This window comes from Wolbachia endosymbiont of Drosophila mauritiana (genome assembly GCF_004795975.1).
Classification (GTDB): domain Bacteria; phylum Pseudomonadota; class Alphaproteobacteria; order Rickettsiales; family Anaplasmataceae; genus Wolbachia.
The window spans coordinates 722,655-739,898 of sequence record NZ_CP034335.1 but is presented as its reverse complement, the minus strand read 5'-3'; the positions used below and the strand labels follow the sequence as shown (position 1 = coordinate 739,898).

The following is a 17,244-nucleotide window of genomic DNA, read 5'->3' as shown; positions in this document are numbered from 1 at the left end:
GTTTATTAATGTTTAGCTAGATGGTAAGCGTTAGATACAATAAACAGAGAAAGTTAGATAAAATAATTAAGGGAACAAGAATATAAAGGTTTAACTTGAAGTAACCGGATAAAATCTGAGTCACACTTCCAAGTGCTGGTACCCACGAAAGCAATGCAACTGCACAAATCAGTAGGTGCCTTACAATTTTTGGTGTTTTGTCTTCATTTTCTAATTTGTGATGTGATTTTCTGATAAAAATTGTTATTCCACCTAAATACCAGTTAGCTATTCCACCAAGACTGGATCCCGATACTCCAAAAAGTAATATAAGTAGTGGATTGTAATGTGACCTAAAGCATAACATAGTGTAAAGCACAAAGCCTTGATGTATGGGTAAGATAAGCGATGATACTAGGCTATCTATAAACAATAGGAGATAATTTTCCATACCAAGTTGTTGTACCATCTTCGTTGTCAGAAATTGTAACCCCCATTTGTTTCAATTGCTCTCTTATTTTGTCTGCAGTATCATAATCTTTATTTTGTTTTGCTACTTTTCTTAAGTCTATCAACCTTTCTATTTCTTGATGACTTACATCACTTGCAAACCACTCTTGATAACTTGACTCAAGAAGACCAATGAACCTTGCGCTTTTAACAAAGTTCTTAGTTAATTTGAGCTTCTCATATTCATTACTTGTCTTATTGATTTCTGTAGCCATTTCATGCAATATGGCTACAGCTTCAGGAATGTTTAAATCGTTTTTCAAAGCGTCTATAAAATCTTTAGAGACTTCTGCATCACTTTCCTCAATACATGTAATACGTAATAACCGATAAAACTTGTTTAAAGTTTCTTGCGACTCAGAGATAACATTTTCTGTCCAATCAAGTGGTTTTCTATAGTGAGTTTTGAGCAGTGCATAACGTATTACTTCACCTCTGACTCCACTATCTAGCAAATCCCTTACTTTGACTATATTAAATAAGGATTTGCTCATTTTCTCTTCATTTACCGTAAGAAAACCGTTGTGTATCCAATATTTTGCAAACGTTGACCCAGCAAATGCAGATTTACTCTGCGCAATTTCATTCTCATGATGAGGAAATTGCAAGTCTATACCGCCACCGTGAATGTCAAAATCTTTGCCAAGGTAAGCATATGACATTGCTGAACATTCTATATGCCACCCTGGTCTTCCCTCTCCCCATGGACTATTCCAGTGACTTGAAAGTTTATAGTCAGTTTCGTTTGCAGGTTTCCAAAGTACGAAGTCTCCTGGGTGTTTTTTATTTTCACCAACTTCAACTCTACTACCGTAGTTTAATTCATCAATTTTTTTTCCTGATAAAACGCCGTATTCAGGGTAAGATTCTACACTAAAATATACATGTTTATTGGATTCATAAGCATGACCAGCTTGCAGCAAAGACTCAATTAACTTGATAATGTTATCTATGTTTTCCGTTGCTTTTGGTTCATATGTTGGTTCTGCACAATTTATGCTTTCCATGTCTTCATGAAAAGTTTTAGTGTAATATTTGCTAATGCTTTCTATATTACTATTTTTCTCATTTGCTGCGTTGATTATCTTGTCATCGATGTCGGTTATATTACGCACATAAGTAACTTTGCCATAACAAAATTTAAGCAGTCGAAATAATACATCGTAAACAACAATAGAACGTGCATTACCTATATGTGCTGTATCATATACTGTTGGCCCACAAACGTACATTTTTACATGATCTTTATCGATCGGTGTAAAGGACTCTTTTTTTTTTGTTAAAGTGTTGTAAAGCCTAACCATATACAAAACTTTTTAGAAAAAAAAATGCTCCAAGTATAAGCTGTGGCCCTTTAACTATTACAATAAGGGTAAGTAATAACCCGCACAATGATACTAATACTCCCATTATAGAGAGAAATCCATCTTTGCTCATGATACCCAGTGAAATGAGAGTTGTACCAATTGCAGGAATGAAGTTAGTTAAAGGAAGTGGGATTGCTATCGATAATGCACAAAGCAGCATTATAAATGCTAAAATATTTTCACCAGGACCACGAAAAATGAAAGACATTCTTGGTTTCATGAACTTTTCTATTTTTTTTAATGTAGGTGAAGTCTTCTCTACCACGAGAGCTAGTGTTGAACGTTGAAAAGATTTCCTTTCTAGCCAATTAGGCATCCAAGGAGAATCAAACCCAAATAGAAGCTGCAGTGAAAATAAGATTAAAGGTATAGAAAGAATGGTTGTATAGCCAGGTGGAACAGGTATAGGTACTGATAGTGGTAAGGAGAAGATGATTATTAAAATACCAAAACCACGCTCATGTAAAGCTGTTTTAATATCAAATAATGTTACTTTATCATTATCGTTATTATTAGTATCTGCAACCTCTTTTAGAATATCAGAGGCCAATTTTTTATCTTCAGTCAATTTCACACTTTTTTCCACAATTACCCTTTAATAACAATATAACTTCTAACTAACATAGTTATTGCTATATTTCAATATAGATTATTCATTTCATGCTGTACTTCATTCTTTTATTAAAGTGTTTTAAAGCTTTTAAGTTATAAGGCTTTTAAGAAGAGAAAGTGTTCCGGCTATAAGTTTTGGTCCTTTAACTATTACAATAAGGGTAACCAATAACGCACAGAATGAAAATAACACTCCCAACGTAGATAAAAATCCATCTTTACCCATAATGCCGAGTGAAATAAGAGGGTGCGCCGTGGTACGCATTAAGAAATACTTAGCGGAGCTAAGCGAGGTTCAGAATAAATGGCCTCGAGGTGAACAACTAACTTTAACCCGAAAGGGAAGGAGGACAAGAGCATGTATGTAAAGCGAGAGTTATCTGAAGATGTGTAAGGTAACGGCTTGCAACACCTGATCAATATGGTTAAAGCTAAACTGCTTGAATTCTAATCTTCAGGGGTGGGATTTCACATCCATGGGTATCACATTTAAAACCCCATGTCTACAGTAAGCACAAATTAAACTTTCGTTTGTGTGACATTCTGGCTGTAGAACGATAAGTAGTGAACTTATTTAAGAGGATGAATAGAAAACCTAAGTTGATCTAGAACAGTTCTTAGTGACGGAACATGGGATGACCTAAGGAACGCGAGTTCTATGGTTACGGAGTCATCGTAGTAGTCGTGAAAGTAACGAATCACCGGGGAGTGTGGGAAAGCCACATACAGGGCAAAGGGTGACAGATAATTGAATGTTGAAATTGGGAGGTACGCAAGATGCGGAAAGCTGAAACAATACTTAACATTATACGTGAACGTGGACAAAGAAATTTGCCGGTTAAAAACGTATATCGCCTACTCTATCAGCGTGATCTTTACCTTCGGGCGTATGGCAAACTTTGTCGTAATAAAGGTGCTATGACAGAAGGTGTGACAGTTGAAACAGTTGATGGTATGTCTTTGGAAAAGATCGATAAAATCATAGAGGGTTTACGCTATGAGCGATATCGGTGGACACCAGTAAAACGTATCTATGTTTTAAAGAAGAGTGGTAAACGCAGGCCGTTAGGGTTGCCAACATGGTCAAATAAGTTACTTCAAGAAGTAATTCGATTAATATTGGAAGCCTACTATGAGCCTAAATTTAGTGAATGTTCACATGGATTTCGACCAAAGCGTGGATGCCACACTGCATTAAGAGCAGTAATGCAAAAAGGCAGAGGTACAAAATGGTTTATAGAGGGAGATCTCAGTGCATGTTATGACTCAATTGATCATACTATGTTGTTGAAAATACTGAGTGAAAGCTTCCAAGATAACCGTTTTATTCAGCTAATCAATCGACTGCTAAAAGCAGGATATATGGAAAATTGGAAGTACAATAAGAGTCATAGTGGGGTACCACAAGGTTCTATTATTGGTCCAATTCTGAGTAACATATTACTCGATCGGTTAGATAAACATGTGGAGCATATACTAATACCAGCAAATAACCGAGGTAAGCGAAGAAGGACAAATCCAAAATATTTAAGGTTAACCATGCAAGTATCGATGATGAGAAAACAAGGGAACTGGGATCAAGCAAAACAACTGCGTCAATTAGTGCAGGGTATGCCATCTAAGGATTCTTGCGATCTAAATTATCGACGTCTTTGGTATGTTAGGTATGCTGATGATTTTCTGGTAGGGTTTGCAGGACCAAAGAATGAAGCTGAACAAATTAAGAATGAGATTGCTGGGTTTCTCAATGAGGAGCTCAAACTTATGCTTAATGAAGATAAAACGTTTATTACACATGCGTGTGATAGCAAAGCCAATTTTTTGGGTTATGAAATACATGTTTTGCATGCAGATGATAAACATGATCATCGGACACAACGATGTATTAACGGTAGTATTGGGTTACGTGTACCACATCATATAAAGCAGAAAAAGTGTTCTGAATATATGCGTTGTGGTAAACCGATACATTTACCTCAACGTACAATTGATACAGCTTACAGTATTGTTGCTCAGTATCAAACTGAATATCGAGGAATTGTACAATACTACAAAATGGCCTACAACCTTCACACACTAAGTTATCTGAAATATGTGATGGAAGTATCATTAGTAAAGACTTTAGCATCTAAATACAAAACAACTTGCAGGAAAATTTATAGAAAATTTGGTGCGACGATCGAAAATGATGAAGGTGAAAAACGAAAAGTCATCCAAATCAGAGTAGATCGTTTACCATCAAAGATACCATTAATTACACACTTTGGTGCTGTGTTGCTAAAATGGAATAAATGGGTAAGCATAAGTGATAACCTTATACCAATATGGAATAAGCGTAGTGAAATAGAGCAAAGACTATTGGCACAAACTTGTGAATTATGTAAATCACAAGAGCAGATTGAAGTACATCACGTACGTAAACTTGCTGATTTGCTAGGTAAACGTAATACTGAACTACCGGAATGGAAAAAGAGAATGATTGAACGACAGAGGAAAACTCTTGTTGTTTGTCATGAATGCCATAAGAAAATCCAATATGGAAAATATGATGGTGACTCCTTAAAACATTAGATTATTGGAGAGCCACGTGATACGGAAACGATCATGCGTGGTTCGGAGAGGGGTTGTTGGAAAAGTACTTAACAAGTAACTCGCTGGCTGCCCACTCTACTATACCAATTGCAGGAAGGAAGTGAGTAAAAGGTAATGGAAGAGCTATTATTATTGCACAAAGCAGCATCATAAAAGCTAGAATCTTTTCACCCGGACCAAGAAAAATAAAAGACATTCTTGGTTTCATGAATTTTTCTATTTTTTTTAATATAGGTGAAGTTTTCTCTACCACGAGAGCTAGTGTTGAACGTTGAAAAGATTTCCTTTCTAGCCAATTAGGTATCCAAGGAGAATCAAACCCAAATAGAAGCTGCAGTGAAAATAAGATTAAAGGTATAGAAAGAATGGTTGTATAGCCAGGTGGAACAGGTATAGGTACTGATAGTGGTAAGGAGAAGATGATTATTAAAATACCAAAACCACGCTCATGTAAAGCTGTTTTAATATCAAATAATGTTACTTTATCATTATCGTTATTATTAGTATCTGCAACCTCTTTTAGAATATCAGAGGCCAATTTTTTATCTTCAGTCAATTTCACACTTTTTTCCACAATTACCCTTTAATAACAATATAACTTCTAACTAACATAATTATTACTGTACTTCAATCATACCTCTTCAATTCTTTAGCCTTATTTAAACAAATGACACGCACTAAAGTGCGTGTCACGAAACATAAGGAAGCTAACGATCTGGTTCATTAGATGATAGTTTCTCTGAATCCTTAAGTTCTTGTTTAAGGTTTTTAATGCCTTTGCCTAAATCACCCATAACTTGTGGTAACCTACCTGCACCAAACAGAACTAAGATTATTATTAAGACTAGAAATAGCTGCCATGGACCTAAACTCATTTGTACCTCCGTTGAAAATATTAACTTTTAGGTATTAAAACTTGACTGAAGCCAAGTGATACATAAATTATATCACTTTTATTGAATTATAAATCAAGACTTTTTAATTATCTTATAATAGTTTTAGCCTAACATTAAGTTTAGTTTAGCTGTAGAGTAAAAGGAAGCTCACTAAAAAATTTTGCTAACGTATCATCTTTAGGTCTGTGGTATATGTAGCTAGGAACTCCTGATTGAATAATTTTACCATTTTTCATCACGTAAATAAAATCTGCAACTTTCAACGCTTCTTGTGGGTCATGAGTTACCATGAGTACAGGAATATTTTTACTTCTAAAAAGTGACAATATATGGTGCCTTATTCGGTATTTGAGCAGTACATCTAAATTAGAAAATGGTTCATCGAGCAAAACAACATCAGGATTTTGCGCCATTACTCTTGCTATTGCAACTAATTGTTGCTGTCCTCCTGATAAAGCATGAGGGTACATGTTTTCATATTTTTCTATATTAAATAGCTTCAAGATTTCCAATGCAGTAAGGTATTTTTCTTTCTTAGAAGTACTGCAAATAGCAAAAGTTATATTTTCTATTACTGTTTTATGAGGAAATAATGCAGAATGCTGAAAAATCAATCCGATATTTCTATGCTCTATAGCAATTGATACTTTGTTACTTGCAACTAATCTATCATTTATGAAAATGGTTCCAGACTTTGGGTTTTCTATTCCTGCAATTAATTTTAAAATTGTTGACTTGCCACAACCAGAATGTCCTAGTAAACAGGCAACACTTCCTTTCTTTACCTTAATGTTTATATCGTTTAAAGCAAAGCCATCTTGATTACTATAAAAGTAACTAATATTGTTAACTAGCATTAATCTTTCAATTGGAATCGTGTTATTAAATATAACAGTATTACATTCAAGAAATACAGAAATATTTTTTATTATTGTGAATTAATTGTACAGGGTGCCTAGAAAAATGCGAGACTTTTTGCTATAATTTTGCATAAATAGCAGAAGACATGGGACTATAGCTCAGTAGGATAGAGCGTTGGATTCCTAATCCGAAGGCCGTGCGTTCGAATCGCACTAGTCCCACTTAATCTTAATAAAATGAAAGAAACTAATACAAATTTGCAACATTGCTCTAAACGCTTTTGATTAGTTCTGCAGGTTCAACCTTATTTTCTTTCATCTCTCTATAACTTGGCAATGTAGAATTTTTTACATGTAATCCAGTTACTATTGTAACCAAGACAGCTACAACACCACAAATTACTGCACCAGCTACAGATGGAACTATCACAGCAGTAGCAACAAACAATCCTGTAATAACAACTCCAATAACATCACTCCTTAATGAGGTGTAGAAACTTTCTTTGTATTTAGTTTCTTTTTTGTGTGGTGGAGAAAATTGAGCATCTATAAAGCCGTTAGCTTTCTTATCATTATTTGGTGTGACAGTTGGGTCAGCCCTTGTTGATACAGGCGTTTCATTTTTGTTATTATTACCGTTAGTACTAACTGGAGGCACTGTTGCTACAGGTCTATTATCAATGTTCCCATTACTTCTGCAAGGCTTTGCTCTATTTTCTTCTACATTAGTTGTTTCTGATGTAATAAAGTTTAAAAGCACATGAATAATTTCTTCTTGTGTATTATTCATAGCTAACCCTAAAGCTGCTATTCTGCTTTCAGCATTTATATAACCTAAAAATGCTTTAACTTCTTGAACATTACCTTGGATAATAGCAAGACGCAGAGCGTTAAATTTTTCTTCTTCATTAAATTTACCACTATCCAAGAGTATCTTTATAACATCAGCTTGTTTATTTATTGCAGCTGTACCCAACACAGTTTTGGAAGCAGTATCTTTAAAATCGATTCCGATATTTAAATTTGTGAGTAACTCAACAATCTTTAGGAATATAATGCGATCGTCGATAATACCAGGTCCTTCTGAACGGACAGCATAATAAAGCAAAGTCCAACCATCTTGGTTTGTTATTTTTATATCTATTTTCTCTTTTTTAAGCTCATTACAAAACTTCTCAGCAGTTATATTAGGGTTGCTAGCTACAATTTTCTTTATCTTGTTGTATGAAGTAGAAAATTGATAATCTTCATTTTTGTTGCTAAGTTCTGCTCTATCTTCTTCTACATTAGGTGTATTTTGCTCTTCCTTTTTCTTGTTTTCATCAGCAGTTACTTGTTCTTGCTCAGGAAGCTTGAATCCATTTTTAAGGAAAAATTCCCTAACACGTAGGTAGTCATTTTCATATGCAAGTTTTAAAAGCAAATCTCCTAATGAATTGTTCCCTTCGCATTTACTTTGCAAATCAATGTCTTTAAATTTAGCCTTTCTTCTTAACCTATTTTGAAAGCTTTCAAGGGTGATTTTATTGTTGTACCTATTATCATTAATTAAAAAGCTATCTGCATCTAGACATAATTCCCTGATTTCTTCCTGACTGTACAACATAATTAAACCTACTATTATAATGCTCTATCATACCAACTTCATCAAAGTCAGTCAAGGAATCTTGCAGTCTCAAATAGCATGATATATATTGATCTATGATTCTCGAGTAAATGATGGAAGATTTAGCCTATAAGTTAGTGAAAGTAACCGAAGCTGCAGCACTTGCTGCATATAAATTGGCAGGCCTTGGTAATGAAAAAAAGGCTGATCAGGTTGCAGTTGATGCAATGCGTACGGTGCTAAACTCAATGGAAATAAATGGTACAATTGTGATTGGGGAAGGGGAGAGGGACGAAGCACCGATGCTATATATCGGAGAAAAAGTTGGCACAGGAAGTGGCCCTGAGATTGACATCGCTGTTGATCCACTTGAGGGCACTACGATTTGCGCTCATTATAAACAAGGGGCAATGTCTGTTCTTGCTGCAACAAAAAAAGGTAATTTTTTACATGCACCTGATGTTTATATGGAAAAGATAGCAGTGGGAAAAAATCTCCCAGAGGGTGTAGTCTCACTAAAAAATAGGATTGAGAAGAATCTGGACAATTTAGCCAAGGCAAAAGGATGTAAAGCAAGTGATCTTATAGTAATTGTACTTAAACGTGAAAGACATGATGAACTAATAGCAAAAATTAGGAAGCTAGGAGCAAAAGTGAAATTAATAGATGATGGTGATGTTGCAGCCATAGTTTCGCTAATAAATGGCAATCACGACATGTATATCGGCACAGGAGGAGCTCCAGAAGGAGTGCTTGCAGCAGCAGCGCTAAGCTCAATCGGTGGGCAGATAGAAGGAAGATTAATATTTGACACGGATCAATTAAAAGAAAGAGCAAAAAATTTGAATATCACTGACCCAGAAAAAATCTACACCGTGAAAGACATGGCAAAAAGTGAATCAGTGTTCATTGCAACTGGAGTAACAAATGGAGAGTTTGTGGATGGAGTAAAGTTTGGCCAAGATATTTGTCTGACTAATTCATTAATAATATTGCCTGGTAAAGTAATAAAAATACAAACAAAATCAATATCTTAAACATTTGTCATGTGCGGATTATAAAATTTTTATAGAAGGAAGATACTTATAATTGTCTTAAAATAATGAATTTACATGTTAATTTTAGCTTTACAACATTTGGCATTAAGTTATAATTAAGCTTATTTACGTATAAGAGGTGTGAAATGTTTGGTCGCATTTTTAATTTTTTAAATGTTTTCAGTATTGAGGAGAAAAACTCACCGCCTAAAAAAAATAATAATTCTTCTTTAAAAAGCAAAGAAAGTTTAGCTATCCCACCCACTCAAATAAATTCTCAATGTGTTTTACCTGATGATCAAAGTGGAAAGAATATAACTAACCCATCTCTTCAAACAAATCTTCAATTTAGTGAGAATGATGTAAAAAACGTGCTCCAAGACTTCGAAAAATTGGATTATAATGATAGTAAGTGTTTTAACAAAATAGCAGAGAAGTATAAAAAAGAGAGAGGCCTTTTTGACTATGTAGTGTTAAGCAAGCAAAAGGAGATAATCAATATATTAGATAATAAGCTTCCTGATCTCAAAAGACAAGAAGAGTTTAGAAAAAGATTGGGTGAGTATATTTATTCTAGGATTAAAGATGGAATGAGTTGTGGAGAAAAGCTCCAAAATACACTTCAGTGTCTTAAAGGTAGGGCAGAAGAAGTATTATCAGATTTTAAAAATTTGAGATTCGATTTTAAGGATAATAAATGTGAAGACCCTAATGATTATGTAAATTATAATAGCGGCCAGCCGGCAGATCCACTTGATAAAATAGCAAATTATTATCGAAAAAAAAGGGATATTTTTCTTTTTAACTATGCGATATTGAGTCAGCAAAAAGAAATAATGAATATATTAGATAAGAAGTTTACTAATGAAGATCAGAAAAAGAATTTTGAAAATAGGTTAGGTAGATATCTTATTCGAATTGAAGAAGGGATGAATGATGCAAAAGAATTTCTAAAAGAAGATGGTCTAGTAGGCTTTTTTGATGGACGTTATTGGTCAGGCGAAAATGAAGAAGTTAATCATTATGATAATCTTAGTGTAAATATTATTAAACCTGAAAAGAGTTTAAAAACAAGCCATCTTTTCACTAACAAAATTGAAAGGATGGAAAGAAATAAAAATGAGGTAAAAAGAGCAAAAATATACAGCGATGGTAAACTAATTGTAACGATTAAAAAGAATGATAAGCAACAAAGAAATTACCGCTTTGCAAAAGATGCAACATGCAATATGAAAATTAGGTGGAGTGCAGAAGATGAGAAAGGTAATTCTGTTAACTGCTTTATTAGTTTAAATGTAAATCCTAGTGACATTGAGATTGGTCAGGTAACTATTAATGGTGAAAATGTTCAAGTAGAGGAAATTTTAGAATTAGCTAGGCAAAATAAGGATGTGATTATGGAAGATAAAGCTTTACATGAATTTTTAGAAGGATATCTGGAGCAAAATGTACAATCGCAAAAGGAGGAGATTGTAACACTTGAGGCTGCTGTACCTGTACCATCGGTTAGTTTTTCGTTTGATTCACTAAAACTAGGAGAATTAGAAGTAGGGTGTATAGGAGGAGGATATGATCTTAAGTATCTTTCTCGTCCTAAGACTAGGCTAGAAGGGGTATCTGTAGAAGAAAAATCAAACCCAGAGTATAGGGCATATGATCGTTAATTACAGATTAAACCTAAAGTGCATTATATCACCATCTTGCACTATATAGTCTCTGCCTTCGAAGCGAATTTTGCCTGCATCTTTGCAAGCTAATTCGCTTCCATGTTTTACATAATCTGCAAAACTTATCGTTTCTGCTTTTATAAAGCCTTTCTCAAAATCAGTGTGAATTACACCTGCTGCTTTATCAGCTGTTGATCCTATCTTTACTGGCCATGCCCGTGCTTCTTTTGGCCCTACAGTAAAGAAAGTTATCATACTCAGCACTTCATACATAATACGCGCTACTCCATCAAGTCCTGATTCTTGCAAGCCAAATTCTAATAAAAAATTCTGTTTTTCCTCTTCATTATCAAGATTTGCAATATCTGCTTCAAGTTTTGCTGAAATGCAATAAAATTTACTTTTATTTTCTTCCGCCATTTTTTCCACCCTTTTAGATAGTTCATTACCAGTTATGATATTAGTATCTTCAACATTACAGACGTACATAACAGGTTTTGTTGTCAGCAATTGAAGTGACTTCATTTCAGCTTCGTCCATGGTTCTCAAACTTCTTGCAGGTTTACCAAGTTTTAAAGTAGCTAAAACTTCCTGAGTCAACTCAAGTTGTTTCTTTAGTTCTTTATCGCCTTGCTTTGCTTTTTTTTCAAGTTGAGGTAGCCTTTTTTCTATGCTATCAATGTCAGCGAAAATTAACTCCATTTCCACTATTTCAGCATCTGATATTGGATCTATTTTACTGTTTACATGGCTGATATCGTCATCCGTAAAGCACCTGAGCAGATGAACAATGGCATCAACTTCTCTGATATGACTCAAAAATTTATTTCCTAGTCCTTCACCTTTGCTTGCACCCTTAACCAAGCCTGCAATATCGACAACTTCTAGTTGATTGTAGATTATCTTTTCTGAGTGAGCAATCGCTGCGATTTGTTTCAAACGCTGATCTCGTATTGGCACTTTGCCAACATTTGGCTCGATTGTACAGAAAGGATAATTTGCAGCTTCAGCTGCACTTGATTCTGTAAGCGCATTAAATAAGGTTGATTTTCCTATGTTTGGCAGTCCAACTATGCCACAGTTAAAGCTCATATTTGCTATTTAAAGCTATAATTATTGCATAATTTAAAAATTTTTGCTATACTTTAATTATCTACTTGCTTAGCTTAAGTGAAGGTAAAAATATGAGAAAACGAAAATTACCAAATGATTTTTCTGATGTTCAAAGTCTAAAAAGATTCAAAAATTCAGGACAAGAAATAACTCCTTATCCTGTTATAGGACGATCTGTTAGTGATGTGGAGCAAAAACTCTCTAGCAGTCAAGTAGTTAAATATAGTACTACAGGTGATGGCAATTGCTTTTTCCATGCAGTGTTTGGTGATAATAGCTCCGGTCCATATAAAGCTGAAAGAGCACAAGATATGAGAATGGAATGGCACAAATTCTTAAGTCAATTTACGTCTTTAGATGATCACAATATGCCAGATTCTTTAAGGAGTCAGCTAGAAAAAGTTTTTAATATGTTTTTGAACAAGCCAGGAGATTTAACTGGCGAGTCTGATAAAATAAAGGAGTTGGTTGAGCAAACAAAAAGGAAAATTGAAAATGTTGAAGATAATGTGAAGAGGTTAGTGAATAAAGTTGTTAGCAAACTTAATATACCGTGTGATCAAGCTATGCTTAATTTAAGAGAATATGCAGAAACTCTTAATAACCATAGTGAAGATGAGTACGATGACCAATATAACAGTGAATTTATTACACGCTCATTTCTTAATGAATCTAAACTTTACCAAGCTTACCTTAAGGCAATAGAAAGACCAAATTATTTTATTTTCATTGAAGAAGTTCAGGTATTAGCTTCTTTAGCTAATATTGAAATTAATGTCCATTGTGAAGTAGATGGTAGAGAGGAACAACAAAAGTTTGAACCCAATCCTGAAATGATAAACCCTGAAATGATAAACAATGATCAACTAAATGAGTTATTGAATCGTGAGAGTTATAAATTAAATGACGAGTTATGGGGTAGTAAAGAGAGAGAAACAATATATCTTGAAGGAAATCATTACTCTAGAGCTAAGACTAAGGAAATTCAAGAACAAGAAGACTTCCTATTAGCAAAACGGTTTCAGATAGATGAGATTTTAGAATATTGTAATATTCCAAAAAACATTTCTGAGAGAGCAAAAGTTGAGAAGAGATTTGATGAGTTATTGGCAAAAAATGCTGATGGAAAAATTGGTGATGTTATAGGGCAGTGCATTAATGATGTACAACAACGTATAAAATGTCTTGAGGAGCCAGTCTTATCAAGAAGGTGCAGTGTGGAAAAAGTACATGTAGAAAAAACATTTTATCAACAACACGTACCATAACCTGTAAGATAAGTCTTCATAGTCTATATACTTCTATAGGGGGCATTCTATAGTAAAAGCCATGCTCATTTTTAACGGTTCTATCGCATTTGTAGGGAAGTAGAAAGAAGAATGATATAATTGTCTAAAAATAAAGCAAAGATGTTTCGTATCAATCAAAAATTATTGCCATATTTCAAAGGATTTAGCTTTTTAGCGGTGTTATCTGTATACATGAAATGTCGATTCTCTTTGAGCTATCGAGATTTGGAAGAAATTATGAGTATAAGGGGAGCAAAAATTGACCATGCTACGTTACAAAGTGGTTTATTACCACTGATAGATTAGGCAGTAAGGAAAAGAAAGAAGCAGGTTGGTAGTAGTTGGAGAGACCTACATTAAATTAAACGGTAAATGGGTTTATTTATATAGAGCACTATTGGTAATACTGTAGACTTCCTCTTGTGTGTTAGTAGAGACAAGTCTGCAGCACTTGCATTCTTTCGTAAAGCCTTCAGGAGTAACTATCTTCCTGAGAAAATTGTCATTGATAAAAGCGGCAGTAATACTGCTGCTCTTGATGATTTGAATGCAGAAATTTCTGAAGATTACAGTTCTTCAAATAAAATATCTAAATAATATTGTTGATAGGTTTATCAAGAAGCGAATAAAGCCTATGCTTAGTTTTAAAAATTTTCATTCCGCAAAGATTACTATTACAGGTATAGAAAATATTCGCATGATTCAGAAAAAACAAATTATCGGAGCTAATGACAATGTTTCTACTTTTGAGAATTTTGCTATGTTAATGGCTCTATAACTCCTATAATCCCAGCTTTAATGATCTTCTTTTCTATGGTTTATAGATGCGACAGAACCTATTAGTCTACTATCTTCATTCCCACAATATTATACCCTGAATCAACATGTAAAATTTCTCCAGTTGTACCACTACTCAGGTCGCTTAATAAGTATAGTGCTGCCTTGCCAACATCTTCTATTGTAACATTGCGTCTAAGTGGAGAATTAATTCTATTCCATTCCGATATGGAGTGAAAGTCACTTATTCCAGAAGATGCCAAAGTTCTGATTGGACCAGCAGAAATTGCATTTACTCTGATGTTCTGTGGTCCGAGATCACATGCTATATATTTTACACTTGCTTCAAGTGCTGCTTTACATAAACCCATCACATTATAATTTGGCATAACTTTTTCAGCACCATAGTAAGATAAAGTAAGTAAACTACCGCCATTTAACATCATTTTTTCCGCTCTTTGCGCTAAAGCAGTAAAAGAATAGCACGATATATGCATTGCATTAATAAAGTTATTTAGTGAAGTATTGACATATTTACCATTTAGCTCATTTTTATCGGAGAATGCTATTGCATGTACCAAAAAATCAATAGCACCCCACTTCTCCTTTATTTCCTTAAAAGCATTATCTATAGTTTCCTCATTTGAAACATTACAGTGCAATATTAACTCTACATTTAATTCACTTGCTATTGGTAATAATTTCTCTTTTATTGTTTCATTTTGATAAGTAATTGCAAGCTCAGCTCCATGTTCTGAGAGGGTCTTTGCTATACCATATGCTATTGACCTCTTATTTATTATTCCGGTTATTAACCCTTTTTTGCCCTGCAATATCATAGAATTATTTGCCTTTTTTATAATTTGAAATATTAACTAGGCAAAGTCAATTATGTTTTAACTGTAGCTAACGTATAAAAATTACTTCCGCATATTTCCAACCTCATTATAATTACAATTAGAGATATTTTAAGGATTCTGTCGAATTTATAAACCATAGAAAAGAAGATCATTAAAGCTGGGATTATAGGAGTTATAGATATGACAGAACCGTAAATTTAACACTCTTACTAAATTGGATAAATTGATTGAAAAAAAATAAGATCTTCAATAAGTTGCTTGTATAGCCGGCCTTTCATAGGTAACAAAGCCAACTCTCCTGCTATATTTCTTACCCCTTAAGTTATAATTTTACACTGTTATTTGATTCACTACATCTTCAGCATTGCTATTCTCAAGTGACTTTGAAGGCTTATTACAATAGTATATGATTGCAGCAAAAATAAGACAACAAGCTCCAATCCCTGATATTATTCCTATTGTTAATAAGCTAGCTTGGAAAACGAAATGTGCAATGAGTGCAGCAGGTATTGTAATCGTTGCTAATGTTATGGCTATAAATGTTATAGCTATAATAGGCACCTTACTCCCTTGCGTACTCTGTGTTATAGTAGTACTTCTATTACATGACTTATTAAGCCGTCTTTTATTAGTTTTAGTATCATTTTGTTCAGTTTCTTTCCTGATTATTGGAGGCGGTGTTATTGATGTTGGTGAATCATGATAATTATTTTTACCACTTTGTGGCAGATAAAGATTTTCTGCATCAAATTCTGACAGTGGGGTTGCATCTTCGTTATCTGGATTAGTAAGCTGCTTGCTATTCCCTTGAATGCTACTTTTTTGTTCTAAAGTTAGTGTTTCAACATTTTCATTTGTAATAACTACCTGTATCCAAGAATTTCTTATATTATCTTGCAATAATTTTGCTCTATTATTTAATTCTTGTATCTTAGGAATTAATATACCAGCTTCTTGGTTGGCAATTATACCCTTTAATAATTCTAGTTCTTTTTTGTTTTGCTTCAGTTTTTCAGCGTTTGTGTCAACATCACTTTTCATGGTTCTCTCTAACTTCAGCACAATAGGAATGAATGATGTACTAGTATGAACAATTTGACATTCATTAAATTGATTAAGTACTGTTGTGATCTGATCTAGTCTTTTCAATATATCATCTATAGTCTGCCCAGTATTAACTGCATTATTGAGATGGTTATATTCTTCTTCAATATCATCTATTACTTTAGAATATATCGATAAACACCGCTTACATGCAAACACAAACTGGTTATAAGATATCCTACTTAATTCTTGGTTATATGCATAAATTGCAGGTGTAATGTCATCAACAAATGTATTAGCTAAATTAGGCATAAAAGAACACCCCTCGTATTTCATTTTCTAATATTAACTTTTTTGAGATTGAAAGTCAAATGATAGAAACATAAGACTATTCTATGTAAGTAGATTGAAAGACAATTTTTAGCAAAAATATCCCCTTCTCTAGCATCAAGCAAAATTCACTTATTTACTTTTTCTAAAATCGCAAAAAGGTACGTACCTTTGTGAGAACAGCTTAAATAGAAATGGTATTATTAAAGTAAAAACGCAAAATTGCTGCAACAAAGCTAAGCAAATCAGTTCGTATGTAAATGTGGTTGAAGTAGGCTGTTATAGCTAGTTTTGCGGTATAGTAAAATCGTTATATAAAAAAGTTCGTATGTATCATTTGGTAGACCAACGCATCCCAAGAAAAAGAGTTCTCACCGCACTTGGTTTTGACCATTGGAAATGGCTATGTTACTTAATTTATTAGCGATATATACTACTAAATTAGTAGTAATTTATTTTACGATAAGAATTAAGACACGCTTATGACAAAAACAAAATTAAAAAATAAGTAAAAGGTTATACATTCATTCTATTGAGAAGCTTTTGCCGTAAACTACTTTGGGTTAGAAAAATTTTCTACAATAGTAATTGACAAGTTTTAAAGGTGAAATAATATATCCTAAATATATTAGAGGCTAACTTGTTATGGTGCATAAGAGGGTAGAGTATTTTTTTATTCAACGAATGATTGTATGATAATACTCA

General features: G+C 33.7%; 13 protein-coding genes, 1 tRNA gene and 2 pseudogenes. 6 read left to right on the top strand and 10 right to left on the bottom strand.

All coding sequences use genetic code 11. The features are described from left to right. Positions 1-16: 16 nt before the first annotated feature. Genes EJB00_RS06600 through EJB00_RS03620 form a run of 3 tightly spaced genes read right to left on the bottom strand, consistent with a single transcriptional unit; the run spans position 17 to position 2,442 of the window. Positions 17-430: a YqaA family protein gene (locus tag EJB00_RS06600; protein ID WP_015587684.1), complete on the bottom strand. Its 414-nt coding sequence runs from the start codon at positions 428-430 to the stop codon at positions 17-19. After that, positions 399-1,793 carry a cysteine--tRNA ligase gene (gene cysS / locus EJB00_RS03625; protein WP_015587685.1) on the bottom strand — a complete coding sequence of 465 codons (1,395 nt, stop codon included), beginning with the start codon at positions 1,791-1,793 and terminating at the stop codon, positions 399-401. Before cysS ends, EJB00_RS06600 begins: the two co-directional genes overlap by 32 nt. Further along, positions 1,786-2,442 (bottom strand): exopolysaccharide biosynthesis protein, encoded by a 657-nt coding sequence (locus EJB00_RS03620; protein ID WP_015587686.1) that lies wholly within the window; start codon positions 2,440-2,442, stop codon positions 1,786-1,788. Before EJB00_RS03620 ends, cysS begins: the two co-directional genes overlap by 8 nt. An 803-nt stretch (positions 2,443-3,245) precedes the next feature. Here EJB00_RS03620 and EJB00_RS03610 point away from each other — a divergent pair. Then, positions 3,246-5,039 carry a reverse transcriptase/maturase family protein gene (locus EJB00_RS03610; RefSeq protein ID WP_015587817.1) on the top strand — a complete coding sequence of 598 codons (1,794 nt, stop codon included), beginning with the start codon at positions 3,246-3,248 and terminating at the stop codon, positions 5,037-5,039. Between the two features lie 103 nt (positions 5,040-5,142). On the opposite strand, the pseudogene EJB00_RS03605 reads toward EJB00_RS03610, so the two are convergent. The 3 genes and pseudogenes from EJB00_RS03605 to EJB00_RS03595 form a co-directional block, all read right to left on the bottom strand. Beyond that, positions 5,143-5,634: pseudogene (locus EJB00_RS03605) on the bottom strand (exopolysaccharide biosynthesis protein); the annotation flags it as partial. 133 nt (positions 5,635-5,767) lie between these two features. Beyond that, complete coding sequence (tatA, locus tag EJB00_RS03600; RefSeq protein ID WP_006013840.1) at positions 5,768-5,935, bottom strand: twin-arginine translocase TatA; 168 nt, start codon at positions 5,933-5,935, stop codon at positions 5,768-5,770. Between the two features lie 140 nt (positions 5,936-6,075). Continuing rightward, positions 6,076-6,813 (bottom strand): ABC transporter ATP-binding protein, encoded by a 738-nt coding sequence (locus EJB00_RS03595; protein WP_015587687.1) that lies wholly within the window; start codon positions 6,811-6,813, stop codon positions 6,076-6,078. Positions 6,814-6,964: 151 nt separating this feature from the next. Here EJB00_RS03595 and EJB00_RS03590 point away from each other — a divergent pair. After that, positions 6,965-7,038: transfer RNA gene (locus EJB00_RS03590), tRNA-Arg, on the top strand. Between the two features lie 49 nt (positions 7,039-7,087). Here EJB00_RS03590 and EJB00_RS03585 read toward each other — a convergent pair. Then, complete coding sequence (locus EJB00_RS03585) at positions 7,088-8,422, bottom strand: ankyrin repeat domain-containing protein (protein WP_015587688.1); 1,335 nt, start codon at positions 8,420-8,422, stop codon at positions 7,088-7,090. 113 nt (positions 8,423-8,535) lie between these two features. Here EJB00_RS03585 and glpX point away from each other — a divergent pair, with 113 nt between their 5' ends. After that, positions 8,536-9,459 carry a class II fructose-bisphosphatase gene (glpX, locus tag EJB00_RS03580; RefSeq protein ID WP_015587689.1) on the top strand — a complete coding sequence of 308 codons (924 nt, stop codon included), beginning with the start codon at positions 8,536-8,538 and terminating at the stop codon, positions 9,457-9,459. A gap of 146 nt (positions 9,460-9,605) precedes the next feature. Then, a complete protein-coding gene (locus tag EJB00_RS03575; protein WP_015587690.1) occupies positions 9,606-11,123 on the top strand; it encodes a hypothetical protein in 1,518 nt (505 codons plus the stop codon). On the opposite strand, the gene ychF is transcribed toward EJB00_RS03575, so the two are convergent. Continuing rightward, complete coding sequence (gene ychF, locus EJB00_RS03570) at positions 11,124-12,218, bottom strand: redox-regulated ATPase YchF (protein WP_135353077.1); 1,095 nt, start codon at positions 12,216-12,218, stop codon at positions 11,124-11,126. 92 nt (positions 12,219-12,310) lie between these two features. Between ychF and EJB00_RS03565 the strand changes: the two genes are divergently transcribed. Then, positions 12,311-13,507: an OTU domain-containing protein gene (locus EJB00_RS03565; RefSeq protein WP_015587692.1), complete on the top strand. Its 1,197-nt coding sequence runs from the start codon at positions 12,311-12,313 to the stop codon at positions 13,505-13,507. Positions 13,508-13,648: 141 nt separating this feature from the next. After that, positions 13,649-14,306: pseudogene (locus EJB00_RS03560) on the top strand (IS6 family transposase). Positions 14,307-14,367: 61 nt separating this feature from the next. Here EJB00_RS03560 and EJB00_RS03555 read toward each other — a convergent pair. Together EJB00_RS03555 and EJB00_RS03550 are read right to left on the bottom strand one after the other, a co-directional pair. Next, positions 14,368-15,144, bottom strand: a complete 777-nt coding sequence (locus EJB00_RS03555) for an enoyl-ACP reductase FabI (protein ID WP_015587693.1) — start codon at positions 15,142-15,144, stop codon at positions 14,368-14,370. 351 nt (positions 15,145-15,495) lie between these two features. Next, a complete protein-coding gene (locus EJB00_RS03550) occupies positions 15,496-16,521 on the bottom strand; it encodes a TomO hydrophobic C-terminal domain-containing protein (protein ID WP_015587694.1) in 1,026 nt (341 codons plus the stop codon). Positions 16,522-17,244: the final 723 nt, after the last annotated feature.

What these genes read in the sequence shown, in the direction of transcription:
- EJB00_RS06600 (WP_015587684.1), bottom strand. Translation starts at nt 430, where the DNA reads ATGGAAAATTATCTCCTATTGTTTATAGATAGCCTAGTATCATCGCTT.
- cysS (WP_015587685.1), bottom strand. Translation starts at nt 1,793, where the DNA reads ATGGTTAGGCTTTACAACACTTTAACAAAAAAAAAAGAGTCCTTTACA.
- EJB00_RS03610 (WP_015587817.1), top strand. Translation starts at nt 3,246, where the DNA reads ATGCGGAAAGCTGAAACAATACTTAACATTATACGTGAACGTGGACAA.
- tatA (WP_006013840.1), bottom strand. Translation starts at nt 5,935, where the DNA reads ATGAGTTTAGGTCCATGGCAGCTATTTCTAGTCTTAATAATAATCTTA.
- EJB00_RS03595 (WP_015587687.1), bottom strand. Translation starts at nt 6,813, where the DNA reads ATGCTAGTTAACAATATTAGTTACTTTTATAGTAATCAAGATGGCTTT.
- EJB00_RS03585 (WP_015587688.1), bottom strand. Translation starts at nt 8,422, where the DNA reads ATGTTGTACAGTCAGGAAGAAATCAGGGAATTATGTCTAGATGCAGAT.
- glpX (WP_015587689.1), top strand. Translation starts at nt 8,536, where the DNA reads ATGGAAGATTTAGCCTATAAGTTAGTGAAAGTAACCGAAGCTGCAGCA.
- EJB00_RS03575 (WP_015587690.1), top strand. Translation starts at nt 9,606, where the DNA reads ATGTTTGGTCGCATTTTTAATTTTTTAAATGTTTTCAGTATTGAGGAG.
- ychF (WP_135353077.1), bottom strand. Translation starts at nt 12,218, where the DNA reads ATGAGCTTTAACTGTGGCATAGTTGGACTGCCAAACATAGGAAAATCA.
- EJB00_RS03565 (WP_015587692.1), top strand. Translation starts at nt 12,311, where the DNA reads ATGAGAAAACGAAAATTACCAAATGATTTTTCTGATGTTCAAAGTCTA.
- EJB00_RS03555 (WP_015587693.1), bottom strand. Translation starts at nt 15,144, where the DNA reads ATGATATTGCAGGGCAAAAAAGGGTTAATAACCGGAATAATAAATAAG.
- EJB00_RS03550 (WP_015587694.1), bottom strand. Translation starts at nt 16,521, where the DNA reads ATGCCTAATTTAGCTAATACATTTGTTGATGACATTACACCTGCAATT.